Source organism: Paenibacillus tundrae, from assembly GCF_036884255.1.
GTDB lineage: Bacteria > Bacillota > Bacilli > Paenibacillales > Paenibacillaceae > Paenibacillus.
The window spans coordinates 5078834-5093424 of the sequence record NZ_CP145605.1 but is presented as its reverse complement, the minus strand read 5'-3'; the positions used below and the strand labels follow the sequence as shown (position 1 = coordinate 5093424).

Annotated in this window: 9 protein-coding genes and 1 other annotated feature; all 9 genes read left to right on the top strand. The window is 47.1% G+C overall.

Annotated elements, in window-relative coordinates:
• Positions 1–4 precede the first annotated feature (4 nt).
• The 9 genes from cobA (at position 5) to V6W81_RS22860 (ending at position 14453) form a co-directional block, all read left to right on the top strand.
• Positions 5–1567 carry a uroporphyrinogen-III C-methyltransferase gene (gene cobA / locus V6W81_RS22900; RefSeq protein ID WP_338540478.1) on the top strand — a complete coding sequence of 521 codons (1563 nt, stop codon included), beginning with the start codon at positions 5–7 and terminating at the stop codon, positions 1565–1567.
• Between the two features lie 146 nt (positions 1568–1713).
• The gene (gene hemB / locus V6W81_RS22895) at positions 1714–2718 is read left to right on the top strand and encodes a porphobilinogen synthase (RefSeq protein WP_338540477.1); all 1005 of its coding nucleotides are present in this window, start codon (positions 1714–1716) and stop codon (positions 2716–2718) included.
• Positions 2719–2870: 152 nt separating this feature from the next.
• Positions 2871–4178, top strand: coding sequence for a glutamate-1-semialdehyde 2,1-aminomutase (hemL, locus tag V6W81_RS22890; RefSeq protein WP_338540476.1), 1308 nt, complete (start codon positions 2871–2873; stop codon positions 4176–4178).
• Positions 4175–5077: an RluA family pseudouridine synthase gene (locus tag V6W81_RS22885; RefSeq protein ID WP_338540475.1), complete on the top strand. Its 903-nt coding sequence runs from the start codon at positions 4175–4177 to the stop codon at positions 5075–5077. The genes hemL and V6W81_RS22885 overlap by 4 nt, the downstream gene beginning before the upstream one ends.
• 344 nt (positions 5078–5421) lie before the next feature.
• Positions 5422–6951 carry a LysM peptidoglycan-binding domain-containing protein gene (locus tag V6W81_RS22880; RefSeq protein WP_338540474.1) on the top strand — a complete coding sequence of 510 codons (1530 nt, stop codon included), beginning with the start codon at positions 5422–5424 and terminating at the stop codon, positions 6949–6951.
• A gap of 228 nt (positions 6952–7179) precedes the next feature.
• Positions 7180–7457, top strand: a binding site (T-box leader).
• A 58-nt stretch (positions 7458–7515) separates the two neighbouring features.
• A complete protein-coding gene (locus V6W81_RS22875; RefSeq protein ID WP_338540473.1) occupies positions 7516–10182 on the top strand; it encodes a valine--tRNA ligase in 2667 nt (888 codons plus the stop codon).
• Between the two features lie 79 nt (positions 10183–10261).
• Positions 10262–11638, top strand: a complete 1377-nt coding sequence (locus V6W81_RS22870) for a bifunctional folylpolyglutamate synthase/dihydrofolate synthase (RefSeq protein WP_338540472.1) — start codon at positions 10262–10264, stop codon at positions 11636–11638.
• A gap of 56 nt (positions 11639–11694) precedes the next feature.
• Complete coding sequence (gene murC / locus V6W81_RS22865; protein WP_338544051.1) at positions 11695–13014, top strand: UDP-N-acetylmuramate--L-alanine ligase; 1320 nt, start codon at positions 11695–11697, stop codon at positions 13012–13014.
• Positions 13015–13232: 218 nt separating this feature from the next.
• A complete protein-coding gene (locus V6W81_RS22860; protein ID WP_338540471.1) occupies positions 13233–14453 on the top strand; it encodes an SPOR domain-containing protein in 1221 nt (406 codons plus the stop codon).
• Positions 14454–14591: the final 138 nt, after the last annotated feature.

Sequence of the window (14591 nt, the reverse complement as noted above, 5' to 3'; positions counted from 1 at the left end):
AGACATGGTGGGAAAGGTCTTTTTGGTAGGAGCAGGCCCGGGAGATGCTAAGCTGATTACCGTAAAGGGATGGGAGTCAATCGGCAAGGCAGACGCGGTGGTATATGATCGCTTGGCTAGTCCAAGGCTGTTGAAGCAAATGAAGCCAGGGGCTGTTAAGATCTATGTGGGCAAGCGACCTGACCGACATACAATGAAACAGGAAGAGATCAATCAGTTGTTGGTGGATCTAGCTCTAGAAGGAAAAGTAGTTGTCAGACTCAAGGGTGGGGATCCAACCATATTTGGACGCGTTGGCGAAGAGGCGGATTTGTTACGTAAGAACGGTATTCCTTTTGAGATCGTACCAGGTGTGACAGCAGCGATAAGTGTGCCTGCTTATGCCGGAATTCCAGTGACCCACCGTGACTATGCTTCGTCAATTTCTATTATTACAGGACATGAGAGCCCGGACAAGCTGGATCGCAGCATCCATTGGGATAAAGTAACGAATGCTACGGGTACACTTGTATTTATGATGGGTGTCGCCAAAATTGGTTATATTAGTGAGCAGTTGATTCGTCATGGCCGACCAGCTCAGACGCCAGTAGCATTAGTCCGCTGGGGAACAAGAGCGGAGCAGGATACAATTACGGGTACACTTGAAAATATAGAAGCCAAAGTGCTGGCAGCCAATTTTCAGCCTCCTGCTGTCATTGTGGTTGGTGACGTGGTGAACCAACGGGAACAATTGAAGTGGGCAGAGGCGCTTCCGTTGTTTGGTAAACGTATCTTGGTGACGAGGGCTCGTAGTCAGGCCAGCGAATTAGTAGATCGGATTGAGGAGCTTGGCGGCGAACCTTACGAATTCCCAGTCATTGAGACGATTATGCCAACAAGCGAGTCCTCCAAGCAAAGTGTCAAACAAGCCTTTGATGCGTTAAATACATTTGATTGGGTATTTTTCACGAGTGTGAATGGCGTTGAGTTTTTCTTCCGTCATTTGGAGCAAGAAGGCAAAGATATTCGCTCCATCCATCGTGCCCGAATTGCAGCCGTAGGTCCTTCTACCGCAGAAGCTCTGCGCAAACATGGCATTGTAGCCGAAATGATCAAAGGTCCTTTCCAAGCGGAAGGTATGCTTGAAGCATTTGAAAGCGAGCTGAAAGAGGGGCAGCGTGTGTTGCTTCCTCATGGTGACCTTGCGCGCTCTTGGTTGCCAGAGCAGCTGAAGGAGCGAGGGCTTCACGTCACGGAAGCGATTATCTACGATACAATCCTTGCTGGCGAGGATGACGATGAGCTACTGAAGCTGTTAGAAGAGGGCGGTATTCACGCCGTAACATTCACAAGCTCATCAACGGTTACGAACTTTATGAATATTCTAAAGCGCATGGGGATCCAAGATCCACTGCCTTTATTGAAAAATGTGGAGATTGCTTGCATCGGGCCGGTCACGGCGAAGACGGCAGAGGCTGCTGGGTTGAAAGTCACCTTGATGGCGGAAGAGGCAACAATCGAGAGTATGATCTCCGTATTGTGTGATTGGAAGCGGACACCGACGACGGTCGAATCTTCCTCACTCTGATTCATACTTCAGAATCGCAAGTGAATATACAGTGCGATTTCACGTAACGTTTGCATAAATTTGGATGACTGAAGCGTGCTGAATTCGTTAAGAACCAGCGCGCTTCCCTTTTTGCTCGATTTAACTTTTGAAGGAGGTTTCAACAAATGAGTTTTCCAATTGTACGACATCGTCGTTTGCGTCAATCTGTAGGGATCCGTAACATGGTCAGAGAGAATCAGCTGAGTGTGGATGATTTTATTCAGCCGATCTATGTGACGTATGGAGAGAATGTGAAATCTGAAATAAAATCAATGCCAGGTGTATTCCGCTTCTCGTTAGATCGTCTTCAAGAAGAAGTGACCGAAATTGCAGAGCTCGGTATTCCAGCTGTGCTGTTGTTTGGTATTCCAGAGACGAAAGATAGTGTTGGTTCGTCTGGTTTTGCCGAAGATGGTATTGTGCAGGAAGCTACGAGATTGATCAAATCCTGGTATCCAGAGCTGCTCGTTATCGCAGATACCTGCCTGTGTGAATTCACAGATCACGGACATTGCGGTATGGTGCACACTTTTGAGGTGGATGGTCATACTTGTGGTGATGTTCTAAATGATGAGTCATTGGAGCTATTGGTGAAGACAGCAGTATCCCAGGCTAAAGCAGGAGCAGACATTATTGCTCCCTCCAACATGATGGATGGATTTGTACAAGCCATTCGAGCTGGACTCGATGAGAATGGCTTTAGCCATATCCCCATCATGTCCTACTCTGTAAAATACGCTTCGGCATTCTATGGCCCTTTCCGCGAAGCAGCTGACTCTACACCGCAGTTTGGGGATCGTAAATCATATCAGATGGATCCGGCCAATGCGCGTGAGGCTCTGCGTGAAGCTGAAACGGATGTGTTTGAGGGTGCGGACATGCTTATGGTGAAACCATCACTTTCTTATTTGGACGTCTTGCGTACGATTAGAGATCAGTTCGATCTGCCTCTTGTAGCTTATAACGTAAGTGGGGAGTACGCTATGGTGAAAGCAGCAGCTATCCAAGGGTGGATTGATGAGAAAAAGGTTGCGATGGAGATCCTGCTTAGTATGAAGCGTGCAGGAGCAGATATGATTATTACCTACTACGGAAAAGATGCTTCTCGCTGGCTGGCAGAGAAATCATGACGTTCTTTTGAATACAGGATATACAGGATATGAAACGAAGATGTATCTAATTTATAAATTATAGGATGGAAGACCTCTATCTAATCTGTGATCTGATATTTATAGGAAAGAGAACGGAACGGATGGAGGTCTTATCATTAAGGAGGATATTCATGACTGCACAACAACAAGGACATCGTCGAAATGATGAGCGCTCACGCAGCGCATTTGAAGAAGCGAAGCAGTACATACCGGGAGGGGTGAATAGTCCGGTTCGAGCATTCAAATCGGTAGGACTTACACCTATTTATGCAGAACGCGGCGAAGGTTCTAAGATTTACGATATTGATGGCAATGTGTTTATTGATTATGTAGGTTCTTGGGGCCCACTAATTATGGGACATGCACATCCTGACGTTGTAGAGGCTCTCCGAGAAACAGCGCTAAAAGGAACAAGTTTTGGTGCACCAACGTTGCTTGAGACAGAGATGGCTAAGCTCGTATGTGAACGCGTACCATCGATTGATATTGTGCGGATGGTAAATTCGGGTACGGAAGCAACGATGAGTGCCATTCGATTAGCTCGTGGTGTAACGGGACGTAGCAAAATTTTGAAATTTGAAGGCTCTTACCATGGACATGCAGACAGCTTGCTCATCAAAGCAGGCTCGGGTGTTGCAACACTGGGTCTTCCAGACAGTCCGGGTGTACCTGAAGGTGTGGCAACAAATACGATTACAGTTCCTTACAATGATCTGGAATCGGTGAGTCTTGCTTTTGAACGCTTCGGTGAAGAGCTGGCAGCTGTAATCGTGGAGCCAGTTGCAGGTAATATGGGCGTTGTTCCTCCGGCTCCAGGTTTTCTTGAAGGACTACGCAGCTTAACAACGCAGTATGGCAGCTTGCTTATTTTTGATGAAGTTATGACGGGATTCCGTGTGGGTCTGAATTGTGCACAGGGGCGTTATGGTGTGACACCAGATCTAACATGTCTTGGTAAAGTCATTGGTGGGGGACTACCTGTAGGTGCATATGGCGGCCGACGTGATCTAATGGAGCAAATGGCACCATCAGGACCGATCTATCAAGCAGGTACACTTAGCGGTAATCCGCTCGCAATGGCGGCAGGATATACGACTCTCAAGCTGCTCACACCGGAAGTCTATGATCGTTTGGAACTGCTATCCGCTCGTTTGCAGGCTGGATTCGAGAAGAATGCAGCAGAAGCAGGTGTGGCAGTAACGATTAACCGGGTTGGTTCGATGGTATGCCCATTCTTCAGTAGTGTACCAGTAACCAATTATGATATCGCTAAAGAAAGCAATCTGGATCAGTTCCGTCGTTACTTTGCCGCAATGGTTGATCAGGGTGTGAGTGTAGCTCCATCTCAGTATGAAGGAATGTTCGTCTCTGGTGTGCATACAGAGCAAGACATCGACGATACGATCGAAGCTAACCGTAAAGCACTCTTATCCTTATGAGCATCAAAAGCTGGAAACGCCGCGGGGATTGGCTTGAACTGATGCCGGGTAAAGTGGTGACGGGTAGTTCGGACAAGCAGATGGCCGTAGAGCAATGGCTGCAATCTGAACTACAGCTCCCTGAGAAAATGCTTCGTCAGTTACAAGCGAATCAGGGCATACAACTTGCAGGGGACCGGCTTCGGCTGGCCCTTTTTGCATCTCGCCCCATTGATGTTGAACCACGCTGGGCGGAGATTGATGTGTTATATGAGGATGACTTCTGTTTGGTTGTACACAAACCTGCCGGAATGAAGCTGCACCCGGATGGGAGCCGAGCAGACACTGCAGTTACACTGGATCATGCGGTTGCTTCGTATTATGAGATGAACGGCATTCAGACTAGTGTACGTCATGTGCACCGATTAGATGAAGATACAACGGGCCCTGTGTTATATGCCAAAAATGCTTTTGCCCTCGCCAAACTGGATGAAGCGATGCGCAATAAAGAGATTGGACGCCATTACGTGGCGATTGCTGGGGGACAGGTACCCCAGACGTTACAGCTGATTAATGCGCCCATTGGCAAGGACAGACATCATAAGCAACGTAGACGTGTCTCTCCGAATGGACAGGAGGCGATCACTCATATTCAGCTTGTAGAAGTCTTTCCGAGAGCGACTTTAGTTCGACTGACGCTAGATACTGGGCGCACACATCAGATTCGGGTTCATATGGGTTATGCGGGACATGCTCTAATTGGAGACGAATTGTATGGGGGTGCACCGGATCGCATTGGACGTCAAGCTCTCCATGGAGAGCTATTAGTGTTCAAGCACCCTCTGACTGGAGCGGTAATTGAGGTCGCTGATCCTTGGCCCGATGATTTTAAACAACTGGTCGATCGTGTAAGCAAATAATGCGTGTTCAAAAGGTCGGTTTTCAGTACCGAGAAGATGAAATGATGTTAGAAATGGAGTAGCGGAGCGTAGATTGAGCTACGTGAGCAACTAAATTGTTTCCTACGGAAACAAGCTTCGTAAGCCTCCACTTATTTCGGCTGAATTCCATCTTCGATGCTGAGATGCCGTCAGGCATCCCTTTTTGAACAACCTCTAATCGGTAATAAATACAGAAGGTTTGAACAAAGGTGGCATGCTCATCTCATCCATGGCATATAGATTGGGTAACGAAGGATTTAGACCATGGATCAGTCCCATGAGAAGGATCATGGTGAACATATGCCGAAAGGAGGACGCCACCTTTGTTGAATCAACCTTATGGTTTACGGTTCGATATTTATGAGCGCGTTCATTTGTCTGAGGGAGTCCCTGCAATTGAAGAGTTGGAGGAAATTGAGTTATACCCACGCATTCAAGTCATCGGTCAAGATGATCATGCTACACTGAGAGGTCATCTTCTACTCACAGGCACGTACCGCGGCGAGGATACAGCTTCAGAGGAGCTTAAGCATTTTATTCCTGTTGAAATCACGGTACCCTTGAATCGGGTAAGATCCATTGAGGACATTTCTATTGAAATCGAAAATTTTGATGTCGACTTGTTATCGAATCGCAGTCTGAATATTACAGGAGTTCTATCCCTTCGAGGTATTGAAGGTTTCCCAGTCGAAGAACCCCAAGTATGGACAGCCGATGAGTTTACGGTCGTACATTCGCCAGATCAGCAGCAGGGTCAGCGTTCCACAGATTCAGAATTAGAGCAGGAAAATAACCTGAACACCTTTGCACAAGAATACTTGCTGCAGCGAAGTGAAGAGGAAGGACTTATCGAGTCAGCAAATGCAGCATTGGATGGTCAGTTCGAGGATGGTTCACAGCAAGCAGCGGATGAGCCTATTCGCAGCGAAGATGCGGAGCAACCAGAGCTATTATCCCAGTCTTTCGCAGAACCTACCTATGCAGAGCAACCGGAAGCCGAGGACGAAGCGTACAGACCTAACGCTGTGGACGAGGCGTATACCTCTTTCATTTTCCAAGGAGAGGAACCCGCTCAGAATGAGGTCGCTGACACGCCATCATCTGTATCTTCCTTTTTGGCTGAAACTGCGGATCGCCTAGCCTCTTATCCTGAATCAGAGCCCTTAGTGCCGCTGGCTGAAGAACCATCGTCTGTTTGGTCCGAGCCTTCTGTGGAGACCTTACATACGAATGCTGGATTAGACCAGCCAACAGCCCAAGAAGAGACGCCTAATGTGTGGCATTTTGAATCTGCTCGATCGGTTCCTGAACAGGAGGATCCTCCAGTTGCCGAAGCTCAGGAGAACTGGCAGGAAGTGTTTGCCCCTTCTGATTTAGAAACGGAAGGAGCAGACCGGCCTTTACAGGAGGCTTCGGATGCAGAAGTAATTGCTCAACAAAGTGCGCTTATCCCTGAACCTGTAGCTGAGACGGAAGACAAGCCGGAGCTCAAAGTGGCTTTTGGTAGCAAAAAGGAATCCTCTCTAAGAGAGGAAAATGGAGTGGGCATCTCCTCCTTGTTATCCTCTGGCAGGGCCGTACGCGAGGCAGATGCAGATCGTGAAGATGACGTGGCCACAGATGCAGCGCCGGTAGAGGCTTATTCGTCTGATGACGGGCAGTGGAAGAATCTATTCCTTGGTACAATTGTGGAACAGACCCCTTTCCGTAAAGTGAAATTATGCATTGTTCAGCGAGAAGAGACGCTGGATACGATTGCAGATCGGTACCAGTTAAGCACCCGGGAGCTTCAGCTCTATAATCGTTTATCCGAGCAGGTTGTTGAAGAAGGGCAGATCTTATATATACCGTAACCGAAATTAAAGTATGAACTTCACCCGTTATCTCTAGGGATGGCGGGTTTTTTGCGACTTCTTTTGAAAAAGCGAAATGTTATACTCGTTTGTATTCTTAAGCGGGCTTCATTGACGACGTCCTAGTGGCTAAGTTTATTGACTAAGTATGCATGGGGTTGCCTTATTCCGCTGTTACCAGGTTGACTATCGCGCATGGTCAGGGTATGATGTGTTTAGGTTTTTTGAAGAATAACTTGGATCGGGAGTAGTAGACAGGATGACCTTTCAGAGAGTGGGATTGTATCGCTGAGAAATTCCGCAGGAACCAACTGTTCGAAGTCGCCCGGGAGTTGCCTATTTGAATTCACGGAATGATCTGATGGATGATTTCATTGTGAGGTAGGATAGGCCGGTAGCAGCCGTTATCTGCTTGAAGTGTCACGTGTACCCGTAAGGGAGATCTGTATTTTTTGGTCTGCGTGAAACAAAGGTGGTACCGCGAAAGCTAACCTTTCGTCCTTTGATGGATGAAAGGTTTTTTTGTTTTTTGGCGATGATGATTAAGTAACGGAGGAATGACACATGTCTGAACAAAAAAATTCAGCTACACCTGAAATGCCAACAACCTACGATCCAAAAGCTGCCGAGCAGAAATGGTACTCCTTTTGGACGGAGCGTGGATATTTCAAGGCAGGACAACGTAAGGACGCTGAGCCTTTCACAATTGTAATCCCGCCACCTAACGTAACAGGAATGCTGCACATTGGGCACGCACTTGACTTTACATTACAGGATATTCTGATCCGTACCAAACGGATGCAAGGGTATGATGCGCTATGGTTGCCGGGTTCAGACCACGCAGGTATTGCTACACAAACCAAAGTTGAGCAGAAGCTACGTGAAGAAGGTCTAACTCGTTATGACCTTGGACGCGAGAAGTTTTTGGATAAAGTATGGGACTGGAAAGATCAGTATGCAACAACCATTCGTCAGCAATGGGGTAAAATGGGGCTTTCTCTCGATTATTCCCGTGAGCGTTTTACGCTGGATGAAGGGTTGTCTCAAGCTGTACGCAAAGTCTTTGTTCAATTGTACGAGAAAGGTCTCATTTACAGAGGCAAACGTATTATCAACTGGGATCCAGTAAACCGGACAGCGTTGTCCGATATTGAAGTTGAATACAAAGAAGTACAGGGTCACTTGTATCATCTGCGTTATCCACTCAAAGACGGAAGTGGTTACGTTACCGTAGCTACAACACGTCCTGAAACGATGCTTGGCGATACAGCGGTTGCTGTCCATCCAAAGGATGAGCGTTATGCAGATATGATTGGCAAAATGCTCGTATTGCCTATTATCGGACGCGAGATTCCGATTGTTGCCGATGATTATGTGGATAAAGAGTTCGGGAGTGGTGCGGTTAAAATTACGCCTGCCCATGATCCGAATGACTTTGAAGTAGGTCAGCGTCATAATCTGCCGCAGATCACGGTAATGGATGAGACCGGTACGATGAATGAAGAGGCTGGCAAATATCAAGGACTGGATCGCAGCGACTGCCGTAAGCAGATTGTAGCGGATCTGAAGGAACTCGGTGTACTGATTAACATCGAGGATCATACACACCAAGTTGGACATAGCGAACGGACTGGAGCTGTAGTTGAGCCATATTTGTCCACGCAATGGTTCGTAGAGATGAAACCTCTTGCAGAAAGAGCCATTCAGAAGCAAAAAGGTGGAGATGGCGTAAACTTCGTCCCAGACCGCTTTGAGAAAACATATCTCAACTGGATCGAAAATGTTCGCGATTGGTGTATTTCCCGTCAGTTGTGGTGGGGACATCGTATCCCTGCATGGTATGACGAAGAGACAGGTGAAATCATCGTATCTGCAGAAGATCCAACAACCTTGCCTGAAAACGCTGGACGTAAACTTAGACAAGATGAGGATGTACTCGATACATGGTTCAGTTCTGCTCTATGGCCGTTCTCTACACTTGGATGGCCGGAAGACACAGAAGATCTGCAACGTTATTACCCAACAAGTGTACTTGTAACGGGTTATGACATTATCTACTTCTGGGTATCACGTATGATCTTTACAGCATTGGAATTCACGGATGAAATTCCGTTTAAGGATGTTCTGATGCACGGTCTTGTTCGTGATGCAGATGGACGCAAAATGTCCAAATCACTGGGCAACGGTGTAGATCCACTTGATGTTATCGAGAAATATGGCGCGGATGCGATGCGTTATATGATCTCAACGAGCAGCACACCGGGTCAGGATCTGCGTTTCCGCTGGGAACGTGTAGAGCAGGCGCGTAACTTTGCGAACAAAATCTGGAACGCTTCTCGTTTCGCTCTGATGAATCTGGAAGGCTTTACGTTTGAAGATCGCGACATCTCTGGAGAGCTTGGAACAGCAGACTATTGGATTTTGCACCGTCTGAACGAAACTTCCCGAGATATTACGCGTCTAATCGAAGCATACGAATTTGGGGAAACAGGCCGTTTGCTGTATAACTTCATCTGGGATGATCTCTGTGACTGGTATATTGAGTTTGCCAAACTGTCATTCTACGGCGAAGATCCTGTGGCGAAGAAAAAGACACAGTCCGTACTGGCTTATGTGCTCGATCAGACCATGCGCTTGATTCATCCGTTTATGCCATACATCTCCGAGGAAATTTGGCAGCATCTACCGCATGAAGGCGAGACCATCACACTGGCTTCTTGGCCGGTATATGATCCAGCTTTGGAAAACCCAGAAGCTGTTGCAGAGATGAATCTGTTGATGGACACAATTCGTGCCGTTCGTAACATTCGCGCTGAAGTGAACGTGCCAATGAGTAAGAAGATTGAGTTGATGGTGAAAGCGAACAGCCCAGAGGCGTATAGCATCATTGAGCGCAATAGCCATTACATCCAACGATTCTGTAATACGTCCGAGTTCGACAGCGGGCTTGATCTCAATTCACCGGATAAAGCAATGACTGCTGTCATTACAGGTGCTGAGCTGTATTTGCCGCTGGCAGGACTTATTGATATTGAGCAGGAAGTGGCTCGCCTGGAGAAAGAGTTACAGAACCTTGAAGGCGAAGTACTCCGCGTAGAGAAAAAGCTGGCAAACGAAGGCTTTGTTGCTAAGGCTCCGGCCAAGGTTATCGAAGAAGAGCGTGCCAAACAAGCGGATTACTCCGATAAACGGGATAAAGTCATTGCTCGGATCAAGGAACTGAAAGGTTAAGAATATCTAGGTCGGGTGGACATGAATGACGCCATCCGGCCGCTTTTTTCAATCAAACTCATGACCGAAGGTGAAGCAGATGACTGAACTTAATGAGACAGGTGTAAATACGCCTTTACAAACGTATAACGAGGCTGTGGACTGGATTAATGGTCTTATTCCTTTTGGAATCAGACCCGGACTGGAACGAATCATAGAATTGATGTCCCGGCTCGGTAATCCACATCAACGTCTTAAATTTATTCATGTCGCGGGAACGAACGGCAAAGGTTCGACTTGCGCTTTTTTGACGTCAGTTCTTCTTCAGGCGGGATATGATGTTGGCACATTTACATCCCCGTATATCACGAAGTTTACGAACCGTTTCCAGTATAACGGGGAAGATATTCCTGAAGAGACGTTGTTGAAATTGTCGAATCGATTACATCCTTTGGTACATGATATGGCAGATACCGAGCTTGGTTCTCCTACAATGTTTGAGGTGTCGACTGCACTTGCCCTCCTTTACTACGCGGAAGAGTGTTACCCCGATGTTGTAGTATGGGAAACTGGGCTGGGGGGAAGGATGGACGTAACGAATATTGTTACACCTGTCGTATCGATCATCACTAACATTGGTATGGATCATACAGATGTACTCGGGGATACCATTGAATTGATTGCAAGCGAGAAGGCGGGGATCATTAAACCGGGTGTGCCGGTCGTTACTCTCGCAACTCAACCTGAAGCAGTGAAGGTGATTGAGGAGACGGCAGAACGACTTCGATCAACCGTATACTTGGCTGGTAGACAGTTTACTTATCATAGGCTGGATAGCGACGAGAAGGGTCAATCTATTCATTTTACAGGACCTTTCCGTGAGTTGGACGTACGTATTCGTATGCAAGGTGTGCATCAATGCGACAATGCAGCGGGTGCGCTTATGGTACTTGAATTGCTACGCCAGTACATGGCATTTATGTTGGATGAAGAAGATATTCTACTTGGAATGGAGCATGCCTTCTGGGCAGGACGGTTTGAGAAAGTCATCGACGAACCCCGAATTGTTCTGGACGGAGCACATAATCCGGAAGGTGCCGAATCCCTAGCCAAGAGCATTATCGACGTATATCCCCACAACAAGTTAAATTTGATGATGGGTATGCTGGCGAATAAGCATCACGAAGCGTATTTGCAGCATATACTGCCACTAGTGGATACGCTGATCCTGACCGAACCAGACTTCCGACGCAAAATGGATGCAGCCGATCTGCTGCAGATTGTCGAACGAGTACGTCCTGCCATTGGGAAGCCGGAGCTGGAAATCATCGTCGAGCCTGAATGGGCGAAGGCACTTGATCTATTGAAGTCACGGACGGAAGCGGAGGATCTGGGGGTAGTGTCTGGTACACTGTATTTAATTGCAGATGTGCGAGCAGCCCTTTTGCATCAAACCGATTCTGAAAAAGGTTGGTGAAAGTTTTGTTAAATACATCGGAACACGTTCATTTTATAGGAATTGGCGGATATGGTATGAGTGCCATCGCCAGAGTTATGCTTGAGATGGGATACACCGTTACCGGATCGGATGTCGCTTCACAGGAGTTGACCGAGAAGTTGGTAGCCAAAGGAGCGAAAATATATATCGGACATACGGCGGAGCACGTTAACGGTGCTGACTTGGTTGTGTACTCAACGGCAGCTCCGGCTGACAATGTGGAACGGGTTGCGGCAGAGCAGCTCAATATCCCGATTTTGCACAGAGCTCAGATGCTTGCGCGTCTGTTGAACGAGCGTAAGGGAGTAGCTGTTGCTGGGGCGCACGGTAAAACAACAACCTCGTCCATGATTGCCCTTGTTATGGAAAAATGTGATACAGACCCAACGTATATTATCGGTGGGGAGATCATGAATGTGGGCACCAATGCGAAGGCTGGTCAAGGCGACTGGGTCGTTGCTGAAGCCGATGAGAGTGATGGTTCATTTTTACAATATCATCCTTGGCTCGGTATTGTGACTAACATTGAAGCTGACCATTTGGAGAACTACAACAGCGACTTTGAGGAACTCAAAAAAGCATATGTGCAGTTTCTGAGTCAGATTCGTCCAGAAGGCACGGCAATCGTATGTGCTGACGATGAGAATGTGCAAGCCATTCTTCCGGCATTGAAGTCACGTGTTACAACGTATGGTATTGATCAGGCTGCAGATTATACAGCAACAGATATCGTGCTGGGCGATCGCCGCATTTCATTCACAATGAATCATCAAGGTGCAGCGATGGGAACCGTCGAACTGTCTGTGCCGGGTAAACATAACGTTTATAATGCTATGGCTACAGTCATTACTTGTCTGGAAGCAGGTATTCCATTCGAGCAAATTACAGCAGCGATTATTCAGTTTCATGGAGCCAAACGCAGATTCCAGGTGCTGGGTGAAGCGCGTGACATGTTGATTATCGACGATTATGCCCATCATCCAACAGAGATTGAAGCGACCATTAGTGCAGCTAAAGCGACAGGGAAACGGATTATTGCCGTGTTCCAACCGCAGCGTTACACACGGACGTTCTTCTTGCTGGATGCGTTCAGTCGTGCTTTTGCCGAAGCGGATGAGGTGCTGATTACAGACATTTATTCGCCTGCTGGTGAAAAAGAAATCGAAGGTGTTCATTCTGCGAAACTGGTAGAATTGATTGTTCAGAACAGTAATGCTTCTGCACGATATCTTCCAACGAAGGAAGATGTTGTGGCTGATCTGCAGCACCGTTTACAGCCAGGAGATCTTGTACTTACAATGGGTGCGGGGGATATTTGGAAGGTTGGCGACACGCTGGCCAAATCTTTGAAATAGCTCATTTTGTACTCAGAGAACCGAAAATATATGTGTCATGCAAGCCGTCTGTCTTCTTCGTGAAGCAGGCGGTTTTTGCATTTGAGAGGTTCTAATCTGGCCTCTCAATGCATATAGCTGTAATACATGCTTGTTCAAAAAGACCGGTTTTCATGATCGTAAAGGTAAAATGATCCTTTTTGAGCAACCTCTATTATGGACAAAGGAGAGGGTTCGGGGTGAGTAATGCTAGAATGACGTTTCGTTTTGGGGATAAGGAGTCGGACAAGCCTGTAAATAAAGGACAGTCAGTGGTAAAGGAGCCTTTGGTGTTAAAAAAGGAGATCCCACAGAACCAAGAGCCTTTGCATATAGCAAAAACACCAGCATGGGAACCAGAAGATATCCCTGTAGATTGGGGTGAGACGGTTCTAACTAGCATGAGCCCATCCGAGCCCGGTTCTGATTTTCGTTCCAATCCCAAAAAAGGAGAAGATAATAAGCCTAATGCTACAGAGTCTCCTTATGCGTATTCAGAACCATGTGATTACCTGCCTGAAGATGACCCAGCATCTACAAGGAACAACCCAGAATACACAGACCATGACTGGTTAGCAACCCATGACCAGTATTCATATAAGCGCAATCGTCCTCCAAGAGGTTGGAAAATGATTGGATCAGTGACGGGTGCTCTAGTCACCGGGGCACTCTTTGGAATAGTGATTCTGTCCTTTTTTAATAAAGATGGCACAGACTCCATTGTAAACTTACCAGGGAATCAGACGGTGTCTACCGCGGCAGAACAAGAAATAACAGCAGCGGCAGGAGAAGCGAATCAGGCGGCAATGACCGGAGGCAATTATTATGCTCTGCAATATGGCGTCTTCAGTTCACCTGAACGTGCGGAACAAGCCAAGCTTGAGTTGGCTCAGGTAGGGATAGCTGCAGGTACTGATCCAGAGGATGGAAATCGGGTGTATGCAGGTATCTCTGCGGATCGTGAAGAAGCCAAATTGCTAAGCTCCAGATTGAAGGCTGAGGGCGTTGAATTGTATGTCAAAGAAATCACAGTGCCTGCCATTAATTTATCTGCATGGGGTGGATTAGAAAAGGATGTGGAGAATCTTTTTGCGAGTAGCTCCGCGCTGGTAGATCAGTTATCCACGCTCTCGATCAATCAACTTGGACAAACTACACCTCAGGCGGTTCCTGCTGAAACAATGAGTGTATTGCAAAGCCAGCATGAATCGTGGTTGAGCGGTATTAACAGCTTGGCTCAAGGGCTTAACCCTGAGGCGAGTACGATTGTTTCTAGCATGGAGAAGTCAATGAACAGTGCAATTACAGCGGTGACTGAATACAATAAAAATCCGGCTGATGTGCACATGTGGACGGTTCAGGCTAACCTGATGGAATATGTTTTGGCGCAGAAACAGTGGATTGAGATGATGAAACAATAACATTTCTTCGCATAACAATGACTTGGAATCCCTGTCCGGCAAGGAACTGGAAATAGTTCCCCTTGCCGGATTTGTGTTTGTATTGACGTACAAAACCCCGTATAATAATGTGGGTGTCAAAAAATGGCGAGGGAAGAT